14 protein-coding genes and 4 pseudogenes are annotated in these 19406 nt (G+C 67.7%); 5 read left to right on the forward strand and 13 right to left on the reverse strand.

From position 1 onward, the window contains the following. Positions 1–25: 25 nt before the first annotated feature. The 3 genes from ABTY62_RS27110 to ABTY62_RS27120 all read right to left on the reverse strand — a co-directional run bounded on the left by ABTY62_RS27110 (position 26) and on the right by ABTY62_RS27120 (position 4868). A complete protein-coding gene (locus ABTY62_RS27110) occupies positions 26–4006 on the reverse strand; it encodes a bifunctional nitrate reductase/sulfite reductase flavoprotein subunit alpha (RefSeq protein WP_352132023.1) in 3981 nt (1326 codons plus the stop codon). Between the two features lie 293 nt (positions 4007–4299). Next, complete coding sequence (locus tag ABTY62_RS27115) at positions 4300–4581, reverse strand: type II toxin-antitoxin system RelE family toxin (protein WP_352132024.1); 282 nt, start codon at positions 4579–4581, stop codon at positions 4300–4302. Positions 4582–4586: 5 nt separating this feature from the next. Further along, the gene (locus ABTY62_RS27120; RefSeq protein WP_352132025.1) at positions 4587–4868 is read right to left on the reverse strand and encodes a type II toxin-antitoxin system Phd/YefM family antitoxin; all 282 of its coding nucleotides are present in this window, start codon (positions 4866–4868) and stop codon (positions 4587–4589) included. A gap of 16 nt (positions 4869–4884) precedes the next feature. On the opposite strand from ABTY62_RS27120, the gene ABTY62_RS27125 reads away from it, so the two are divergent. Then, positions 4885–5106 (forward strand): antitoxin VbhA family protein, encoded by a 222-nt coding sequence (locus ABTY62_RS27125; protein ID WP_352132026.1) that lies wholly within the window; start codon positions 4885–4887, stop codon positions 5104–5106. A 69-nt stretch (positions 5107–5175) separates the two neighbouring features. On the opposite strand, the pseudogene ABTY62_RS27130 reads toward ABTY62_RS27125, so the two are convergent. After that, positions 5176–5654 (reverse strand): annotated as a pseudogene (locus tag ABTY62_RS27130) (ATP-binding protein). On the opposite strand from ABTY62_RS27130, the gene ABTY62_RS27135 reads away from it, so the two are divergent. Next, positions 5644–5781, forward strand: coding sequence for a hypothetical protein (locus ABTY62_RS27135; RefSeq protein WP_352132134.1), 138 nt, complete (start codon positions 5644–5646; stop codon positions 5779–5781). The pseudogene ABTY62_RS27130 and the gene ABTY62_RS27135 overlap by 11 nt on opposite strands. 119 nt (positions 5782–5900) lie before the next feature. Next, positions 5901–6026: a hypothetical protein gene (locus ABTY62_RS27140; RefSeq protein WP_352132027.1), complete on the forward strand. Its 126-nt coding sequence runs from the start codon at positions 5901–5903 to the stop codon at positions 6024–6026. A 61-nt stretch (positions 6027–6087) separates the two neighbouring features. Here ABTY62_RS27140 and ABTY62_RS27145 read toward each other — a convergent pair. The 4 genes and pseudogenes from ABTY62_RS27145 to ABTY62_RS27160 form a co-directional block, all read right to left on the reverse strand. Then, positions 6088–6946 (reverse strand): annotated as a pseudogene (locus ABTY62_RS27145) (hypothetical protein). 201 nt (positions 6947–7147) lie between these two features. Beyond that, complete coding sequence (locus ABTY62_RS27150) at positions 7148–8005, reverse strand: hypothetical protein (RefSeq protein ID WP_352132028.1); 858 nt, start codon at positions 8003–8005, stop codon at positions 7148–7150. A gap of 101 nt (positions 8006–8106) precedes the next feature. After that, positions 8107–9255 (reverse strand): AAA family ATPase, encoded by a 1149-nt coding sequence (locus ABTY62_RS27155; protein ID WP_352132029.1) that lies wholly within the window; start codon positions 9253–9255, stop codon positions 8107–8109. Continuing rightward, positions 9252–10517 (reverse strand): GmrSD restriction endonuclease domain-containing protein, encoded by a 1266-nt coding sequence (locus ABTY62_RS27160; protein WP_352132030.1) that lies wholly within the window; start codon positions 10515–10517, stop codon positions 9252–9254. Before ABTY62_RS27160 ends, ABTY62_RS27155 begins: the two co-directional genes overlap by 4 nt. A 224-nt stretch (positions 10518–10741) precedes the next feature. On the opposite strand from ABTY62_RS27160, the pseudogene ABTY62_RS27165 reads away from it, so the two are divergent. Then, a pseudogene (locus tag ABTY62_RS27165) lies at positions 10742–11093 on the forward strand (hypothetical protein). Then, a pseudogene (locus ABTY62_RS27170) lies at positions 11038–11238 on the forward strand (DNA-binding protein); the annotation flags it as partial. The pseudogenes ABTY62_RS27165 and ABTY62_RS27170, both read left to right, overlap by 56 nt. A gap of 28 nt (positions 11239–11266) precedes the next feature. Here the strand turns inward: ABTY62_RS27170 and ABTY62_RS27175 are convergent. From ABTY62_RS27175 to ABTY62_RS27195, 5 genes are all read right to left on the reverse strand, one after another. After that, positions 11267–13447 (reverse strand): AarF/UbiB family protein, encoded by a 2181-nt coding sequence (locus ABTY62_RS27175; RefSeq protein WP_352132031.1) that lies wholly within the window; start codon positions 13445–13447, stop codon positions 11267–11269. 2 nt (positions 13448–13449) lie between these two features. Further along, the gene (locus ABTY62_RS27180) at positions 13450–14298 is read right to left on the reverse strand and encodes a hypothetical protein (protein ID WP_352132032.1); all 849 of its coding nucleotides are present in this window, start codon (positions 14296–14298) and stop codon (positions 13450–13452) included. Beyond that, the gene (locus ABTY62_RS27185; RefSeq protein ID WP_352132033.1) at positions 14295–15179 is read right to left on the reverse strand and encodes a vWA domain-containing protein; all 885 of its coding nucleotides are present in this window, start codon (positions 15177–15179) and stop codon (positions 14295–14297) included. Before ABTY62_RS27185 ends, ABTY62_RS27180 begins: the two co-directional genes overlap by 4 nt. Before the next feature lie 133 nt (positions 15180–15312). Next, positions 15313–19014, reverse strand: coding sequence for a caspase, EACC1-associated type (locus ABTY62_RS27190; protein ID WP_352132034.1), 3702 nt, complete (start codon positions 19012–19014; stop codon positions 15313–15315). Next, entirely contained in the window at positions 19011–19406 is a 396-nt protein-coding gene (locus ABTY62_RS27195) for an effector-associated constant component EACC1 (protein WP_352132035.1), read from the reverse strand. The genes ABTY62_RS27190 and ABTY62_RS27195 overlap by 4 nt, the downstream gene beginning before the upstream one ends.

The following is a 19406-nucleotide window of genomic DNA, read 5'->3' on the forward strand; positions in this document are numbered from 1 at the left end:
TCATACGGCGGCTGTCGGGGCGGGGTCAGTAGACGTCACGCACATAGCGCCTGTCCACGGCGAGCTGTTTGACGTACGCCGCCGCGTCCGCCTCGCTCAGGCCGCCGTGGACGGCGGCGATGTCCCGCAGGGCCTGGTCGACGTCCTTGGCCATGCGGGAGGCGTCGCCGCAGACGTAGAAGTGGGCGCCGTCCTGGAGCCAGGACCACAGCTGGGGGCCGTGTTCGCGCATCCGGTCCTGGACGTAGATCTTGGCCCGCTGGTCGCGGGAGAAGGCGGTGTCCAGGCGGGTGAGGGCGCCCTCGGCGAGGAGGGCGGTCAGCTCCCGCTCGTAGTAGAAGTCGGTGGCCCGGCGCTGCTCGCCGAAGAACAGCCAGTTGGGCGCCCGGTGTCCACGCGCCCGGCGCTCCTCCAGGAAGCCGACGAAGGGCGCCACGCCGGTGCCGGGGCCGACCATCACCATGGGGGTCGCCGGGTCGGCGGGCGGGCGGAAGTAGGGCGAGCGCTGGACGTGGACCGGCACCGGGGTGTCGGCCGGGGCGTCGGCGAGGAAGGGCGAGCAGACCCCCTGGCGCGGTCGGCCGTGCACATTCTCGTACCGGACCACGGAGACCGTCAGCGACACCAGATGGGGGTCGGTCAACGGGCTGGAGGATATGGAGTACAGGCGCGACTGGAGGCGGCCCAGGACCCCGGCCCACTCCCGCGCGTCGGCCCGTATGCCGAACTCGGCGACCACGTCCACGGCCTGCCGGCCCCAGGACCACTTCGCCAGCTCGCCCTTGTTGTCCGGGCGCAGCAGCCGCTTCAACCGGTGCGGGTCGCGGGCGCGTTCGGTGGCGAAGCGCAGCAGCTCGGGGGTGACGCGGGTGATGTCCAGGTGGCGCGACAGGCCCTCGCCGAAGGAGACCTCCCCCACGCCGTCGACGTCCACGGCGGCGTCCGTGTCCAGGCCGGTGAGGGTCAGCCACTCCGTCACGAGGTCCGGGGAGTTGAGCGGCCGCACGCCGAGGGCGTCGCCCGCCTCGTAGTCGAGGGGCTCCTCGCTGTCGCGGGTGTCGAAGGTGAACTGGCGGACCTCCTTGTGGGAACCCGGCCGGCTGAGCAGCCGGTTCCCCGCCAGGCGGGCGGTGACCGGGGCGGGTCGCTTGGCGCGCGGGGCCTGCCGCGCCGCGGGGGCCGCCGGCTCCGGGGCGGCCCGCAGGGCGGTGAGCACGCCGTCGAGCCAGGCGTGGGCCGCCGTCTCGTAGTCCGGCTCGCAGTCCGCGCGCGGCGCCAGCCGCACCGCGCCCAGCTCGTCCATGCGCCGGTCCAGGCGGCGGCCGTGCCCGCAGAAGTCGTCGTACGAGGAGTCGCCGAAGGCGAGGACGGCGTAGCGCCGCCCCTCCAGGCGCAGGGCGTCGGGCGCGGCCAGGGTGTCCCAGAAGCCCGCCCCGTTGTCGGGGGCGTCGCCGTCGCCGAAGGTGCTGGTGATCAGCAGCAGATCGACGCCGGCGGGCAGGCCGGCGGGGTCGGCCTCGTCCATCGCGACCAGGGACGCGGAGTGGCCGCCCGCGGCGAGCCGCGCGGCGGTGGCGGCCGCGAACTCCTCGGCGTTCCCGGTCTGCGAGGCCCAGAGGATCACCACCTGGCGCCCCGGGGTCTCCTCGGTCGCCCCGGCCGCCTCGGTCGCCTCGGCCGTGCGCTGCCGGGGGGCCGTGGGGGTGCGGGAGTACATCCCGGCGAGCACGCCGTTGACCCACAGGGTGTGCTCGCGGGTGAACGGGGCGTCCAGGGGCAGCACGGGAACGCCGGGGGCGCCGGACGGGATCCCGGCCAGGAAGCCGACCAGATACCGCCGTTCGCGCTCGGCCAGCACGGGCGGCGCGGCGGGCTCCAGGCCGAAGGCGGCGGCCGGACCCCCGCCCGGGGCGGGGTTCACCACGGGCGCGGGCACCTTCGCCAACGAGACGGCACACACCTTCAGCTCAGGCTGGAAGGACAGCGGATCGACGGCGTCGCTGGTCACCGCGTTGACGCTCAGATACTCCCCGAACAGGTCGTTCCAGTGGAACGGCGCGAAGCAGGCCCCCGGCCGCACCCGGTCGGTGACGACCGCGGGCAGCACGGCGCGCCCGCGCCGCGAGGCGACCTCCACCGAATCCCCGTCGGCGATGCCAAGACCGGCCGCGTCCCGCGGGTGCACCTCCACGAAGGGGCCGGGGTTGAGCTTGTTCAGCCTGGGCACCCTGGCGGTCTTGGTCAGGGTGTGCCACTGGTGCTGGAGGCGGCCGGTGTTCAGGACGTACGGGTAGTCGTCGTCCGGCATCTCGGCGGCCGGGATGTGCGGGCGGGCGTGGAAGACGGCGCGGCCGCTCGGGGTGGGGAAGGTGAGCGAGCCGTCCTCGCCGACGTACCGGATGGGATTGCGGTCCGGCCCTTCGACGGTGGCGGCCGGCCACTGCACCGGGGTGGTCCGCAGCCGCTCGTAGCTCACACCGCGCAGGTCGTAGCCGGTCTTGGGGTTCCAGGCCCGCTTGATCTCCTCGAAGACCTCCTCGGCGCTGTCGTACGAGAACCCCTGCTCGAACCCCATCCCACGGGCGACCGCGGCGATGATCCGCCAGTCGGCCATCGCCTCGCCGGGCGGGTCGGCGGCCGGCTGGGCGAGGGTGAGGTCGCGCTCGCTGTTGATGAGCACCCCCTCGGCCTCGGTCCACAGGGCGCCGGGCAGGACGACATCGGCGTACGCGTTGGTCTCGGTCTCGGCGAAGACGTCCTGGGTGACGACGAACTCGGCGGCCTCCAGGCCCTCGATGACCGTCCTGCGGTTGGCGACGGAGGCGACCGGGTTGGTGCAGATGATCCAGCACGCCTTGATCTCGCCCTCGGCCATCTTCTGGAACATCTCGACCGTGCCCCTGCCGACACCGTCCGCCCTGACCGTCCCCGCCGGCAGCCCCCACAGCTCCTCGGCGAACGCGCGCTCGTCATCGACGAGGACCGAGCGCTGACCCGGGAGCCCCGGCCCCATGTACCCCATCTCGCGACCGCCCATGGCGTTGGGCTGGCCGGTCAGGGAGAAGGGCCCGCTGCCGGGGCGGCAGATCGCGCCGGTGGCGAGATGCAGGTTGATCAGGGCGTTGGTGTTCCAGGTGCCGTGCGTGGACTGGTTGAGCCCCATCGTCCAGCAGCTCATCCACTCCCCCGCCTCGCCGATCAGCCGGGCGGCCTCGCGGATGTCGTCCTCCGGAATGCCGGTGATCTCCGCGACGGCCGCGGGCGGGTAGTCGGCGAGGAAGGCGGGCATCGCCTCCCAGCCCTCGGTGTGCGCGGCGATGAACTCGGGGTCGGTGTGGCCGTTCGCATGCAGCAGATGCAGCAGACCGTTGAGCAGCGCCAGGTCCGTACCCGGCTTGACCTGGAGAAACAGATCAGCCTTGGCGGCGGTGGCGGTACGCCGCGGATCGACGACGATCAGCTTCGCGCCCGCCTTCACCCGGTCCATCATGCGCAGGAAGAGGATCGGGTGGCAGTCGGCCATGTTGGAGCCGATGACGAAGAAGACGTCCGCCTTGTCGAAGTCCTGGTACGAGCCGGGAGGCCCGTCGGCGCCGAGGGACAGCTTGTAGCCGGTTCCGGCGCTGGCCATGCACAGCCGGGAGTTCGACTCGATCTGGTTGGTCCGGAGGAACCCCTTGGCCAGCTTGTTCGCGAGGTACTGCGCCTCGAGGCTCATCTGCCCGGACACATACAGGGCGACCGCGTCCGGCCCGTGCTCGTCGACGACGGCCCGCAGCCGCCGCGCCGTCTCGGCGATCGCCGCGTCCACGGCGGCCGGCTCCGGCTCCTCCCCCCGCGCGGGCCGCATGAGGGCCGTGGTCAGCCGCCCCGGAGCGGCCAGCATGTCCGCGGTGGTCGCGCCCTTGGTGCACAGCCGGCCGAAGTTCGCGGGGTGCTCCTTGTCCCCGGCCGCCTTCAGCACCGTACGCCGCCCGTCCGGCCCCCTGCCGACGTCGAGGACCATGCCGCAACCCACCCCGCAGTACGAGCAGACCGTCCGCACCTTCGTCCTGCCCTCACTCCGCGAGCCCGGTGCGACCACGAGCGCCTCTCTCTCCTGATCGACCTGTTTCGGCCCTTCGTGACCGCCATACGTCCGTGATCGTACAAACGACTCATTACGTGGGCGTCTCCGCGGCTGATCGTCAGGGGTAACACCCACCGCACACAAACCGGTGGGCCGATGTGAGCGACCCTGCGCAGCCTGGACCGCGCGGCTAGGCGGCGGCGGATCCCGATGACCCGGACGGCGGGGTCTCAGGGAACCTGGCCGTAGACATCGCGGCGATTACCGACGGCCAGGACCCAGACGATCAACTGACCTCCCTCGACGGTGTAGACGACGCGGTAGTCGCCTACCCTCAAACGCCATCGGGCACTGTGGCCCCGCAGGGCCTTGATGTCGAACGCTGCTGTGTCGTCCGAGTCCATCGCCTTCTGCAGTTCGGCGAGGCGATACAGGATGCGCAGCGCATCCGGGCGCGGGATCTTGAGCATGTCCCGCTGCGCGTGCGGCGTGAAGCGCGTGACGTACCCCATGAGGGTCAGTCCTGATCGGCACGGAGCAGGGCGGCCATCTCTTCGAGCGAGACAGAACCTTCCATGCCTTCGGACTCAGCTTCGTCGGCCAGCCGGTTCAGCCATGCTTCTTCGGCGTCTTCGGCGATCCGGCGCAGGCGCTGGTACTCCTGGATGTCGATCACGACGGCTTCCTGCTTGCCGCGCCGGGTGATGATTGTCGGGGTCTCCGCCCGGCGGGCACGGTCAATGACGTCGGCGAGGTGACTGCGGACCTCGGCCATGGATTCGACGACGGGATCATTCATGTCACAAATGTATCAGATGTACATCTCGCTTGGCGCTCCCGAGAACCCGAGGCATCTCGTCGCCCGCAAGAAGGCAGCCGAATGCGCCACGGGCTCCCTCGCTGCCGAGAGCCTCCGGCCGACACCCGCCTCCGGCGAGGACGCCGACGCATGCGTACGCGGCGTCCTGTCGGCGGAGGAGATGGCCGCTCGCGCCCTGGCCCGCCATCGACCCGAGGCTCAACAGGCAGCCGAGTGATTTGCGGTGAGTATCGGACGGCGAGAACCCGACACCATGGCGTGTCGCCGTCCGATACTCACCGCAAAGTCAGGTGATCCGTCGCGCACCCCTTGAGGCAGGCGCCGCGCCCGGCGGGCAAGGGGTGGGCGAACCAGGGAGAACATAGTCCGCCCAGACCGCCTTGCCCGAGCCGTCGGGCATAGGCGCCAGTCCCAGCGGGCGGCCAGGTGCGATACGAGGAGCAGGCCACGGCCGGTCTCCTCGGCGCCGGGGCCGTCCGAGGCAGGTGGGGCGGCAGGGCATCGCGGCACGCGTTCGGCGCGGCTGTCGGTGACCTCGATCCGGGCAGTCGCGGGGCGCGGGCCCGCTGGCGTCACATGCAGGCGGAGGCGGAAGTCACGGCCGGGGACGCGGCCGTGCCGCACGGCGTTCGAGCTCAGCTCGGCGACGATCAGGTCGATCTCGTCGTGGGGCTCGGAGCTGTACGGGATTCCCCATGCGTCCAGCCGGATGGCTGCCAGCCGCCGGGCGAGACGAACTCCTCGGGGTGTGGAGGTGAAACGCATCTCGAAGGTGTGGTCAGCGGAGGCGGGGGTGGTGGTCAAGCGCCGGGTGGGGGTGGCGAGTTGGGTGGTACGGGTGGGGCTGTCGGGATTGTTCGTCATGCCGACCACGGTCCCGCTGGTCGCGTAGCGTTAGCCAGTCGTGACGCACCGACGCGGACCGGTTGTGCGCGCGGTGTGTGTACGGGTACGAAGCGCGCGGCGTGACGGCGCCCTCCCGGGGGCGTTGGGCCGGGGAGGCGGTGATCGATGACGAAGCATACGGATGCTGCGGCGGGGACCGAGGCGGTTCCGCGCGATGGCGGCGGGGCGGTCGTCAACCTTGCGGACGGCTGGGAGGGTGACAACGGGGACGGGCGGCGGCCGGAGGACTGAGGGTGCAGTCGGGCTGCGCACGTGGCTGGCGGTCAGCGTTCACTCAGCCCTCCTCGTCTCGTTACTCCCTGCCCCCGCGCCGACGGCGCGCTCGCTCGGCGATTCCGCTGGAGAGCTTGCCCGTTACCGAGCTGGCACGGTCGAGGGTCTCGTTGCCGAGGCTTCCGGCAGCAGCGACGCCCATTGCTCCTGTCTCGAGCGCCTTGTTCCTCGCCTCTGCGGCCGCGTCTACCCACCGTCTCGCCTCCGATGACCGGCGACCAGACTCAATCCCCAGCCGCCCGCGGAAGTCATAGACGCCGGTCGCGACATGGATGCTCGACTGCGGTCCAGTTCGAGCACTGCAATCGCGTCCTGCAGTTGGAAGCAGCGAGCCAGAACAGCGAGCCACTCCCGAATCATGGACTCAGCGGCCTTGGCCGTCCTGGCGAGATCACCGATCTTGGTCTTGCGCTCCATCTTCTCGGCGAGTGCCTCGATTGACGCAATGCCTACGCCTGGGTTTCTGCGATCGTCATCGGCGCGGTCTGCACCTTCGACCACGTGACCTCGTCGACCCGACCCTTCTTCTCTCGAATGGTCATGGCCTCCTCGATGACGAAGCCCACTCCGATCATGCGGGCCAACACAGCGTCCTTCTGGGCGCGCAGTACGTCGTCGACCTTCCCGTCGATCGTGGCGAGCTTCTTGACAAGCTGTGCCGACTCCCGAGTCAGCTTCACCCAGCGACCGGAATTGGCGGCAATGTCCGAACCTGCCTGCGCGACTACAGCTCCGGTACCGACAATGGACTTGAGCCGTTGCAGTCCGAGGTCCTTCGACGACAGTCCTTCCGAGACGAGGAAGCGTTCGACATCCGTTGCATTCCCGATGACCCCCAGTCCATCACCGTCACTGATCAACTGAATGTCGTTGTCCATCGCCCGCTCCTGAAGTGGCTTCTCGCAGTTGACGGTAGTCGAGGTCCGCGCGGCGATCGCCGGGCAGGGGCCGAGGCCTTCCAATGGTGGGAGACCGAGGGGAAGCAGGCACAGGTGCCGGAAGCTCCGCCGATTCCGAAGCCGTCGCCGGCAACGAGGGTCAGGGTGCTGGAAGGACAGTGCACCCTGTTCTGACAGGGCCTAGACCTCCGGCCGGATCTTACTGCCGATGTGGGCGAGGCGGATCGTCCGATCCTCCGGAACCAAGCGGAAGTGGATGCGGCCGGCGCCCGGGGTGAATCGGGCATGCAGGTCGAAGGTGCGTGTTTCCCCGTCCAGATCGGTGAAACGGCACACGCGCTTACGGGTCTCGCCCTCCGGGCTCACCTTGGTCCGCCACTCGGGCTCGGCCATGCTCGCCGGGTCCCACACGGCGACGGCTTCCTCCAGTCGCTCCAGAGCTCGCCGTACGGGTACCACCCAGTGCGGGTTCAGGACGCTGAGCTGGTCCTCGACCCGCGGCAGGAACGTGAGGTGCGGAAAGAGATCGGCACAGCTGTCCCAAATCCGCGACCCGGTGGTGAGGCCCTCCCGGCGTGCCGCCCGGATCCAGTCCAGGTGCACGTCGAGATGCGGCTCGGCGGACAGGTGCCGGACATCGACAGTGTCGTGCCTCATCTCCAGCGTGCCGTTGTCGTCTTCAGTGAGTTCGCTGCGCTCCAGGGTGACGATGTCGGCCTGCCACTGTCGAGCCACCGGAAGGCTGACGGCGATGCCATCCATGAAGTGCGCGGCGCCCAGGCCGAGGACGACCTCGCCATTGTGACGATATTCCAGATGTTCGGCGGCATCCTCCGCGGGGAAGACGCTCCGTACGGGTGAGCGACCCTGTAAGGCCCGAAGGCGCTGCCAGAGAGCGCGGTTGCGCGGGCTGGCGCCGATCCACTTGTTGACGGGATAGCCGTCGGCGATGTCCAGTGCCTTGACGTCCACCTCGCTCACGAGGGCCGTGCCTCCCGCGGCTGCGGCGGCACGGACGACGGCCACGAAGTCAGCCATGGCCCGCTCAGCCCGCGCCGGGTCGGAGATGGTCCCCCAGGACTTCTCATTCAGAAACAGCAGTGGCACTCTTTCCTCTCCCCCTGTGTCGTCCCCTGCCGTCAGTCCAGCAGCTGGTCGAGCGAGTTCTCCCACTCGTCGAAGAAGCCCTCGGGCCACTGTTCGAGCATGCCGTCCTTGTCGATGCGGGGAGTGACGACCTCGGTACCCGCCCCATTGCCGCGGAAGTAGTGCACGACCACGTCCTGCGGCCGGAGAACGCCGTGTTTCACGGCGACGCGGACGCCGTTCAGCACGTGGTCACTGTGCGTCTCGACGATCAGCTGGGCACCGGTGGCCGCGGCCGCGGAGAGCAATGCGGCCATCCTGCTCTGTCCTTTCGGGTGCAGGTGGGCCTCGGGGTTCTCCAGCAGGATCAGGCTCTCGGGCGTCGCAGTGAGGCAGGCGACAACGATGGGCAACGCATAGGTGAGACCGAAGCCCACGTGGGTGGGCCGGCGACGACGGGTGGCGTTGATACCGGCGGTGCCGCCGAAGCCGTAGGAGAGACGGACCGAGTCGGTGCCTTCGACGGGGTCCGTCTCGATGTTGACACCCGGACACAGCTCCTGCATCCAGGCGATCGTCTGGTCCAGGAGCTGGGGAGATGTGGCGCCTCGATGCCGGAGCGGACCGTCCGGCACTTCCATGGGCATGTCCTGCTCCGTGTGGTGGCGCAGGTAGTTGACGGTGTGCTCGCCTCGCACGCCGAGGAACCCGCGCGCAATGGCGATCTGGTGGGAGCGCGGGTAGGTGACCGCCGGCGTGATGCGATCGGCGTGCAGGTACTGAAACGACTGCTCGGCCAGATGCGAGCGAACCGACCCCTCCGCCAGGGGCATGACGTCCCGGTCCGGATGACGAATGTCATATGTGGCGGCCCACATGCGTTGCTCGCCGTCCTCCTCGATGACGAAGCCAACGAGCGGCTCATCGATGGCGGGGAGTTCTTCCACGGGGCCAAAATCTTCGTGCAGGACGTCCTGCGCGGTGCCCAAAGCCACGAGATCGCCGTTGAGCAGCAACCCGCCTCCGGCGCGTTTGGTCCGGATGAGCATCTGGGTCTCGTACGACTGCCGCAGCAGCCCCAGTGCCTGCAGGACGCTGCTCTTGCCCGAGGAGTTGAGACCGGTAAGGAGCGTCAGTGGGCCGAGGGGGAGTTCCAGGCGCCGGAACGCCTTGAAGTTGATCAGCTTGATGTGGTTGATCACTGCTCGGTATCTCTCCGTGCCTCGCTGAGCGCGTTCTCGAACAGTTCCCTGACGGCGTCGAACCGCTTGCGCACCTTCCTGGCGTCGCCGGTGCCCACGGAGATAGCACGCTCGAACTCCACGTCCTCCATGAGCTCCGCGAAGGCGTCGAGGACGTCGATCTGCCGCAGCGCTTCGCGATCGTCGTCGCCGAGGCTCGCGAAATTGACGGCGACCGCCTCGAAGAGTGCTTTGTTGATGGGTGACTTGCGCTGCTGGTTCCGGCGGTATTTCCGGAAAGCGTGGGGACCGAATATCTCCTTGGCCGCGAGCATCGCCGTGATGAACTCGGTCCGGAGGCGGTCCTCGTCCGCGCTGTCGAGACGGTTCACCTGGTGCATCGCCTCAGCGAGGAACGCGTCGAAGTCGCCGGGCTTGTATGCGTGGGGGGAAGTCATCCGGAAAGCCAGGAAGCGGAGGACCATCTCCCGGTCAGCCATCCGGTCGCCGACGACGCTGTAGCCGGTGGCCTGCCGGAACTCCTTGGTTTCCGCAAGCTCCGCGAGGAGCGTGCGGGCCCGTCCCGGGATGAGTGCGTGTCGGATCTCCTGCCGGGTGAGGGGTTCGCCTCCGGTGTTGATGCGAGCGAAGACGTTGAACATCACCGGCTCGGGTGTGCCACGTCGGATGACGTGAACGACGACCTCCGTCTCACGCAGCCGGATCTGAAGCTTTCCGGAGAGGTCCGCGAAGATTGCCTCATCAAAGTTACGCAGATACTCCAGGCCCGTCAGCGTCAGCGGGTCGGCGCCGACCGTCTGCGGCTCCACGAAGCGGGCAATGGACGTGAGGCGCTGGATGCCGTCGACGATCGCCCAACTGCCGTCCTTTTTCTCGGCGGCGTAGAAAGACGGGATAGGGATCCGCAGCAGCAGTGACTCGATGAGACGGCTCTGCTTGCCGTCGGTCCAGATGCCCGCCTTGCGCTGGAAGTCCGGCGCGAGGTCGATCATCTCGTTGCGCAGCCGGGACAGCAGCAGATCGACAGTCGTCGTCCGGGTGTCGATGTCGATGTGCTCCGGGTCGAAGGGAGAGGTGATCTGCTCGATCACCTCATCCTCGGCCTCCTCGCGCTCGATGTCGGTCGGCCGACCGTCGGCGGTGACCTCCACGGAGAACAGAGGCGAATCAAGCTCCCCGGCATCGGCCGCCGCGTCCTGATACCGCTCGAAGACCGACCGTTGGTCCCGTGTACGCCCCTGACTCTCCTCCAGCGCCGCCATGTCGTCTCGTCGCCCTCCCCCTCGTGCTTGTGTCATGCGGGATCACCGTGTGTGCTGCGATCGCCATCACCCTACCGTCCGTGATCCCGTGGTGACGGCCGATCGGTCAGAGCAGCGGAGGCAGTGGGTGGTGGGGGACGGTACTGGACGGCCCGGCTCGTCGTCCGTGGCCTCGGTTCCTCGGCAGTGAGGGAACCGCCAGCGGGAGTGCGATCTCTTGACGCATGCTCCGCCCGAGAATCACGGTTGACGATGACACCGACTTCTTCCCCGGCGACGGACCCAGCAGCGGCATCTCCGTCACCCTCACCGTCGGCTCGCTGCCGGCAATCCGTGAGCGGGTCGGCAAGCGCGGCTGTATCCGCATACCTGGAGAAGGCCGCACAACGCCACATCGAGCGCCTGGACGGCCTGATCGCCGACTTCGACCAGTCAAACGACCCCATCGACCCGGAAGCCGTGGCCGCCAAGCGGGCCAAGCTCACCGGGGCTGCCTCCCTTCCGGGGCCGGTGCGGACGCGTGAGCGGCGCCCTCATCCTGGGCAGCGGGGGCCTGGCCAAGGCCGTTCAGCGTGACCGTGAGGTACGCGAGTGGCTCACCCCCGCCCGTGACGCCGACCTACCGGTCGTCACCTCCGCCGCGGTGCTCGTCGAGGTGATCCACTCGGAGATCAACGACACCGCGCTGAAATGGGCCCTGTCCCGGCTGCGGGTCATGCCCGGACCGCCATCGAGAGGGTCTGACGCCGTCAGCGATCGATGTAGAGGAACCGCAGGTAGCACGCGAAAGACAATCCGCGCTGCCGGAGCTTGGCAGCCTCGACGGAGGCACTCAGCGTCCCGTGGAGCGCGCTGTTCTGTTGGAGTGCGACCGCGCGCCGGCTGAACTCCTGTTGCTGCTGTCGAGCCTGATCACCCGCAACGGTGTTCTCTCGGGTGAGACGCTTCTGGTCGTCCTCCATCTGCTTCCGTGCCTTCGCACGCGACGCATCGGTCTCGGACTCCACAGCCTTACGCTGGGCGGTGAGCTGGACTCGACGGCTGGCGACTGCCTGCTCGATCGACTGTCGCTCTGACGCATCGAGGGCTTTCGGCTGCCGGGCTTCAGCAGCAGCGACCAAGTCTCTGCGCCACACATCGAGGGCGATGGCCTTGGCCTCGCCGATGCCGTGGACGTCAACGACGCGGCCGCTGCTCAGCACGAGCACGGCTCCGGTGCTGTTGTACTGAGTGTTCTGCACGGGCCGGTAGCCCGTGAAGTCGGCTGCCGTACGGATACCCTTGGCTGCCAGCCGCGCGGCGAGCTTCGGTCCGATGCCGTGCGGCGGGGACTGAGCGATCAACCGTCGGCTGAGCTGATCCCGCACGTACGCGGCCTGCTTGTCGGTGAGTGCCTTGGCCAGGGCTCTACGGAGTTCTTCCGAGAGCCCGTCAATCTTCTTGTCTATGTCGCGCTGCTTGCGGATCTTGCGCTTCTCGACCTCCTTGAGCTCGGCGTGATACCGGGCTGTGAGCTTGCCCTGGGCTCGTGGATAATCAGCGGCCCGCTTCGCCTCCGCTCCGTCGAACTTCGCCCGGTCCTTGCGCAGCTTCTCGGCGGCCTTGACCGGGTCATCGAGCTGAGCCAGTTCGTTCGTCAGCTCTGCGAGGGCAGCCCGTGCCTGTGCCCGCTCCGCGCGACGGCCTCTGGCGAACGCGGTGAGCGCGATGGCAACGAGAACGGGCACACCCGGCCCGATCGGTGGCGCCGAGAACCCCGCGACGAACATCAAGACCGTTGCGACGAGCATGAGCGGCCAGAGCACGGCCGTGGCGACATCCAGCAGCGTCCGCGTATGGAAGCCGTCCGGTGCAGTGACCGAGGGCACGGTCGGCGTAGGAGTAGCCTGCGGAGAAACGTGGCCAGCCATCCATCCGGGCAGTCCACCTGTCCCAGGGGCGGCCGCTGTGCCACCACCCGATACCGCTGAGGTTGTCGTCGCGGCGGCCCGTTGTCTGGGCACGGCTGCGGCGAGCGGAGGTAGCACGTCCAACGGCTGAAAGGCCAAGGACCGCACCTGGTCGGCGAGGCCGCTCACCGTCCGGTCAGGATGGGCCAGCAGCGTTTGCAGTCTCGTAGAGCCGCCCGAATTCTTGAAATCGTCCTCGGTGAGCAGTAGGAACTCACCGCTGGGCTCGTGCAGCCGATTCCACAGGGTCGGGTCGGAGGCAATTGCCTTGAGGGACAAGAAGATGACCCAAGCCGAGAACCGGTCCAGCGCAGCCCCGAAGTCATCATTCCCCCGCATGGGCGACTGGTAGTTGCGGTGTCCCCGCTCAGTGCCGCCCATGCCGGCCAACGCCGGGACGTACATTCCGTCGTAGTCGACCAAACGCAGTGTGTCATCACTCGCGACGAGCAGATTGCCGTGCTGGAGGTCACCATGGGCTATCTCGTGGGTGGCCAGATCACGGGTCAGTGCCTCGAACCGGTCAACCAGACGGTCGACGGCGAACCGGTGGGTGTGGTTGTCGTCAAGCCAGGAGGACAGGGTGACAGCCTCGACCCATTCCATTTTCAGGACCGGATAGCGATCCCGCCCGACGCTGATGGCGTCGGCCAGGTACTCGAAACCCAGATTCCACGGTTGCGAGAGTTCGGCCGGGTCCAGCTGCGCGAGTCGGGAGCTGATGGCCTCGTAACGGCGTTCCTGGTCCGGGACGTGCCGGGTGAAGCATTTGACCGCATACCGCTGGCCCGAGGAGGCCGAGGTCAGCGAGAAGACGCTCGCGAAGGCGCCGGAAATGGCACGAGGCAGACCGAGCTTGGTCAGTTCCGGCCGTGCGCCTTGGAGCTCGGGGTGTCGGAAACACAACTGCGTGTGCTGCAGCGCCTCCGCATAATCAGCCCCGCTGGGAAACTGTCGCCGCGGACCGGTAGTCGAGCCCACTTTCACCGCCCCTCAAAATCGATCCGTACGAGCGCCACGTCGTCGTTGCGCAGTTGTCGGCGGTCCCGCAGACTGTTCAGCCAATTCTTGAATCCGCCCAGGTCGTCGGGCCCGGCGAACTCCAGCAACTGGCATACGGCGTCGCCCTGGTCCGGGACCGACAAGAACCATGCGGCCAGGGCGTCGGTCATCAGGAGCAGCCGGTCCCCGGGTTGGCACCAGCCTTCGGTGAACCGCGTGCGACGGGCCAGCAATGCCGCGTCGTTGTTGCGGCTGCCGAAGAGGTCGGGAGTCGTGCCGAACTCCTCGACGGCCACCACCGGGAACGCCTGTACCAGCCGGTTGTCGTGCAGGTGGAACAGGCAGCTGTCTCCCAAGGCGGCAGCGCGCCATCGCCAGACCGGTTCACTTGTGTCGGGGTGGGAATCGGAGTCCGGGTCGACGCGCACCGTGAGCAGGGTCGCGTAGGCGCCCTCTGCGAGCTTGGAGTGCTCGTACCACTTCAACGGGCGCCCTTCCGCATGGCGCATCTGCGTGTACTGTGCGAGCCAGGGATCCCACTGGGCCACCGTCGCTGCCGCGAACTCCTCGAAGGCGGTGCCGCCCGCCAGAAGGTCCGGCAGCCTCATGGCATGTTCGGCCGCCGCACGGGACAGTAGACGGGCCCAGTCCTTGGCCAGTGCGCTCTCGGTCGCACCGTCGCAGACGCCCGCGGTGAGCGGCTCCTGCAGCATGTAGTCGTGCGGACGGCCGGGAAGCACGGCCACGGCGTCTTCGCACTCCGCCTCCGTGCTTCCGTATTTCGGCGCCACGAGATGCGTTACGTACACGCATGAGGTGGAAGTCGTCACCGCAGTTCGGTGGCTCGGGTGCCGATGTCGAGGAACTGCACGACCGTGGTGATGTCCGCGTTGTAGACGAAGCCACGGGTGGTCTCGCTGACCCGCTGCCCCTGCGAGGCGGCGTACGAACGCATGTGGCTGGGCAGCGGGCTCGACATGGCGAACAGTGTCTGGGCGTAGCTGTCCGGGAGGCCGTCGGCCGTGTCGGGGAAAGCGGTGGGGGTTCCGCCTGCGGCAGACACGTGCAGATTGAACAACAGCGCCGCTCCGTCGGCAGTAGCATGCGAGGTGACGGCCTCGGCGGCCGCGGTGGGGTCGCCGTCGGTCGACTCGCCGTCCGTCAGGTTGATGACGATGGGCGGGAAGCTGGCCGGGTAGCGCTCGGTCCACGCCGCGACGAGGCTCTCAGCGTACTGAAGCGCGCGGTTCATCGGGGTACCGCCGTGGGCTGTCGGGTCCATCCACAGTGGGAAGTTGACCACGGTCTCCACCAGGCCGCCGGCCCCATCGGGTACCTTCTTGCTTCGCTCGTCGACGCGAGCCGGATTGTCCGCCACCTCACTGAGAGGGACGATGTCCCGGCCGGCGAGCGAACCCGCGAATGCCGAGCCGACGGTGGCGCCGTAACCGACGACCGCGACGTGGAAGTAGTCGCGTACACCTTCTTCCTTTGCACACTTGACCGAAAGTTCAGTGAGCAGCCGGTTGATGGCGTCTGCAACGACATCAGCCTTCTGCTTGGGGTCTTCACCGCCGATCGGATCGCTCATCGAGGTCGACTGATCGACGAGAAAGATGATGCTCGTCGGATTGCTGCGGCTGATCTCTGCCGTATACGGCACGTTGGGCTCCTGGCGGACTGTGAAGAAGTCGGTCGTCGGAGAGCTCATACGACATGCTGACGTGCCGGTCACCAGCGCGCAGGCAAAGTCACCGAGATCCCCCCGGCATTATGGTAGTGCGAGGACCTTGGCGTTTGGGGCGCACTCAATGCCCTCGACCAGATCCTGTGCTTCAGCCTCCTCACTGGCCGCCGAGCCGCGCCGTCACGCGCTCCGCTCGATCAGCCCACACATGCCAGGCAGGCAGCCGCACGCCGTTCGGCAGCAGGGCCGTTTGGCTGAGGGCGAGCCTCAGGTAGCGTGCGTCCTCCATGTCGAAGGAGGCCCCGTGGTCCAGCCGGACCTGGGCAGCGTCCGTGCCTCGGCGGACATCGAAGTCGTAGGGGTAGCCGTCAACCGTGACCTTCCTGTCAAGCAGGGCTCCGGAAATCGCGTCGGCCAGCATTAGTTGAAGCCGGTCACCGACAAGCTCATTCTGCTGCCCGGAGTTCACATCGCACGAAGTGAGCGCGGCTTTGGCCTCAACCGCGTCCAGCAGTGCATGCGGCATCCCTGCCCGAACCGACCAGAACTCGCGGTCGCCGAACACGATGAGATGCGAACGGGCGCGGGTGATGGCTACATTCCACAGATTAACCTCGCGGCAGAGCCAGTTGACCGCGCTGGGGCGCATTCTCGCACCCGCGACCAGGGACAACAGGATCACGTCCTGCTGTCCTCCCTGAAACGTGTGCACGGTGCCGACCCGTACGCGCTTCTCGTTCTTCCAGCGCTCGGCGATCAGGTCTTTCTGGGCGCGGAAAGGGGTGACCACCCCTACCGTCGAACCTTCAGGCAGCCGCATCAGCAACCGCTCCACGGAAAGATGAACGCGCTCTGCCTCCTCCTCGTTCACCCACGACCCGTTGCTGCCCCTGCACGCCGTTCCCACCACATCGAGCCACTGCACCGCGTCGACTCCGTCGAGGCGTCGCAACGACCGAGGTTCGGTGAGGACGGTCAGCCGGTTGCCGTAACAATGCCGGTTGGAAATACCAATGATGTCCGGATGGCAGCGGAAGTGCTCGTCCAGCAACAGTGTTTTCCCGGCCGCGTGGGCGGCCGCGTGGAACGCGGAGTAACGGCGGTGCTCGAACCGGTGCTCGTCGAGCCAGCTCGCCCGCAGCCCAACCCCACGGTGTGACTCCGCCTCCTGTCGAGGCTGAAGTGTGGTGATGTGCTGCAACTGCATGGGGTCCCCGATCACGAGGGCCCGCCGCGCGCGGAAGAGCAGAGGCAGCACATCCGGTGTGGAGCACTGGCTCGCCTCATCCACGATGACCAGGTCGAAGAGGGCGGCACGGTCCCGAAACCGTCGTGGGGACCTCGCGGTGACGGCCCAGCCGGTCACGTGCGGCAGGATCCGCTCCAAGGACGACCACTGCCGCGGTGATCGTGACTTCACGGCTTCGATGCGGTCGTGGATCGCCGCACGCGCGGTCATTGCCTGCTCCGCCACCGACGCCTGCAGCAGTGCTGTCGAAGTCTCTCGAACCTGTCGATCGGTCTCCCGAAGCATCGTGACAAGTTGGGCGTCGTCCGGTGCCGCATCGGCTTCGGTGCTCTTCCGTCGCCAGGCGGCTTCGGCTTCCGCGAAAGACAGCAGGTCGGCGAAGCCTTGGCGCCCTACAACCTGTACGGACAGCGGGGCGAGACTCCGCAGGCATCGGCTCCGCAGCCACCCTCCGAAGATCCCGAGACGGGCTGCCGTGCGAGCCCGGCGCAGCCACCGGCCGAGGGAAACATCGTCGCCCAGAGCTGTGGCAAGCGTCTGAGGGTCGCCATTGTGTTGTTCGGAGTAGGAGAAGCGCAGCCGGCCGAGGTCGGCCAGTTCCCGTTCCCGACGGGCGACCACCGCGAGTTGTCGACGCAGCGCCTCTTGCCTCCGGAGATGGTTCCGCAGTTCGCCCCAGTACATCTGGGAAGACTGGTGGGGTCGGATGCTGCGGGTGAGCTGCTCCAGCGTCCACAACTCATGCTCGATGGCTGTCTGGTTGCCCGTCCGTACGAGAAGTCCCGGAGCCAGGGCTTCGCAGCGCTCCCAGACCTCGTCCACCGCCTTGTTGTTGGTCGAGGCGACGAGCACAGTCTGGCCAGCCGCTCTGGCCGTGGCGACCGCGTTGACGATGAGCTGGCTCTTCCCGGTACCGGGCGGCCCGGTGGCGACCGTGAGCTTGCGAACCATGGCGGCCCGGATGACCGCTTCCTGTCCTTCGTTCAGTTCCAGGGGGGCGACAACCTGCACCTGTCGCTCGGCGCTCTCGTCCGCTCCTGATGCAGCCGGTGTGGCAAATGCCTCGAGCGCGGTGCCTGCGAACTGCCCAACGCTCTTTTGTAGCGTTCTGTAGTCCTTCATCAGCTGTGCGGTGGCCGCGGCGTCCGACCGTGCGGCGAAGACGACCGCCACATTGCGGGCGCCCTCATGCGCGGCGTACAGCGAGCTGCCGTCGCCGAGCAATCGGGGGTCGAGGTGCTCCGTGTCGGGCAGTCCCAGCTCCTGGAGCAGGCTTCGCAGGTCGCGGACCATCTCCTCCCGGAACCCCGGCCGCCAATTGGGCTGGTAGGCAGCGAGCAGTTCTTTGCCTTCGTCCTTGCCCAGCCGGTTGAGGACGAGTCTGGGATGCAGGACGATCGGCCCTGTGGGCGTGACCACACTGCGCCCCTGCGGACCGCGTTCGATCTCGATCTGGCGCATGGCGAGCGGCGCACACACCTGCCGCTTGCCGTCGTAGAGGACGGCGACAGGGTATCCGTACCAGAAGAGGTCGACACCGTCCTTGAGGGCACGCTCGGCGAGGTCAACAACACGTTCCGGCGCTGAAACCGTGGTTTCCGTGCCGGACAGCAGAACTTCCTCCCCTGCAGGCCAGACCGCGCGTGGAGGACCGCTTCCCACCAGTGGCAGTAGGTCGTCGGTGGCGTTCTCCGCCTCGAGGCAGTGTTGGTAGTACGTCAGTAGCTGTGCCCATTCAGTTTCCGTGAACGCGGAGTCGTCGTGTACCGCCTGGGTAGCCTTGACCGGTGCCGGCGTCACCCCACCGGCTCCGTCGGTGACTGCTGTGTGCCCAGCAGGCAGCGGCTTGAGGGCGGGTATCTGACGGCCGGCGGCGGCACGCGCGAGATAGATGTCGCCTGTCACGTGAAGACTGGACTGGGTCGGCGTCTGTCGGCGTCCGTCGGGTGCTTTCTGCAAGTCACGGCTGATGTGCCTAAACAGATCGTTCGCGGAGACCTGTCCGTCACCGTCCAGGTCCGCCTGTCCCGAGTGCAGACCTTCGACGATCGCTCTGGTGAACTGCGAGGGCTGGTCCACATCCGTGGTGAATGCCTGCTCCCAGTGCTGCGACGCGGTGATGACGTGCACTCCACCGGCCTCAACGACCGGTGCGGTGGCGGACTGTGAAGCCCCTTTGCTCCGGAAGCCCTGCACTGCACTGCCGCTGAAACAGCAGTCGAGCAACAGGACTTTGCGCCGGGCCGCGCATTTCTCCAACTGATCGGTCACGAAGGAGGCTTCGAGAGCGGTCTGTTGTATCCGATCGGCCTCAGTGTCCGTGGTGACGTAGTAAAGCTGACCGTCATCACGGTCGTATGCCCCGTGGCCGCTGAGATAGAGCACGACCAGTTCGTCGGGCTCTCGTTCGCTCAGAAACCGTTCGACGCTCTGCCGAATCGCCGCCTTCGACGAGTCCTCGATCCGAACGCACGCCTCGTACCCTCCGACCGCCGGCATTTCCAGCACCTGGCTCAGGTAGTGAACGTCTGCGCGTACGGAGGGCAGAGCGGGAAAGGCTACGTCCTCATAGGCAGCAGTGCCCACGAGTAAGGCATGTTTGCGGCTCATCGCGCATCTCCCGGGCCGGTCTCCGACCTGTCGCCCTGGCCGTCGCGCAGTGCCCTCACCTCGCGCCCGGACACTCCGCCCTGGAACTCCGTGACCGTTCCGTCGGAATGCACCACGCGCACCTTGCGGCTCTTCCGGACCTCGACCCACGCTTTGATGGCGGTCCTCGCCAGAGCCAGGGTGCCTGTGGTGAGGATGAGCACGACCTCCGGGGTCAGCAGTGCAGGCCCTTTCGCACCCTCCGTAGTTCGCGGCGCTTCAGGCGGAACGAAGCGCACTTCTGCGCCATCCAGCCGGTTCAAGACCTCACGGAGCTCCTTCGCTTCGAGCTCCGCATGCCGCGGGTCGGCGCCGAACACCTGGATCCGCGCGGACTCGATCTGGTCGGACAT

This window comes from Streptomyces sp. NPDC097640 (genome assembly GCF_040302705.1).
In the GTDB taxonomy this organism is placed as follows: Bacteria; Actinomycetota; Actinomycetes; order Streptomycetales; family Streptomycetaceae; genus Streptomyces.

Excerpts from the sequence above, each read along its gene's own strand:
- ABTY62_RS27110 (WP_352132023.1), bottom strand. The coding sequence starts at position 4,006 with ATGGTCCTCGACGTCGGCAGGGGGCCGGACGGGCGGCGTACGGTGCTG.
- ABTY62_RS27115 (WP_352132024.1), bottom strand. The coding sequence starts at position 4,581 with ATGGGGTACGTCACGCGCTTCACGCCGCACGCGCAGCGGGACATGCTC.
- ABTY62_RS27120 (WP_352132025.1), bottom strand. The coding sequence starts at position 4,868 with ATGAATGATCCCGTCGTCGAATCCATGGCCGAGGTCCGCAGTCACCTC.
- ABTY62_RS27125 (WP_352132026.1), top strand. The coding sequence starts at position 4,885 with ATGTACATCTCGCTTGGCGCTCCCGAGAACCCGAGGCATCTCGTCGCC.
- ABTY62_RS27140 (WP_352132027.1), top strand. The coding sequence starts at position 5,901 with ATGACGAAGCATACGGATGCTGCGGCGGGGACCGAGGCGGTTCCGCGC.
- ABTY62_RS27150 (WP_352132028.1), bottom strand. The coding sequence starts at position 8,005 with ATGGCTGACTTCGTGGCCGTCGTCCGTGCCGCCGCAGCCGCGGGAGGC.
- ABTY62_RS27160 (WP_352132030.1), bottom strand. The coding sequence starts at position 10,517 with ATGGCGGCGCTGGAGGAGAGTCAGGGGCGTACACGGGACCAACGGTCG.
- ABTY62_RS27185 (WP_352132033.1), bottom strand. The coding sequence starts at position 15,179 with ATGAGCTCTCCGACGACCGACTTCTTCACAGTCCGCCAGGAGCCCAAC.
- ABTY62_RS27190 (WP_352132034.1), bottom strand. The coding sequence starts at position 19,014 with ATGAGCCGCAAACATGCCTTACTCGTGGGCACTGCTGCCTATGAGGAC.
- ABTY62_RS27195 (WP_352132035.1), bottom strand. The coding sequence starts at position 19,406 with ATGTCCGACCAGATCGAGTCCGCGCGGATCCAGGTGTTCGGCGCCGAC.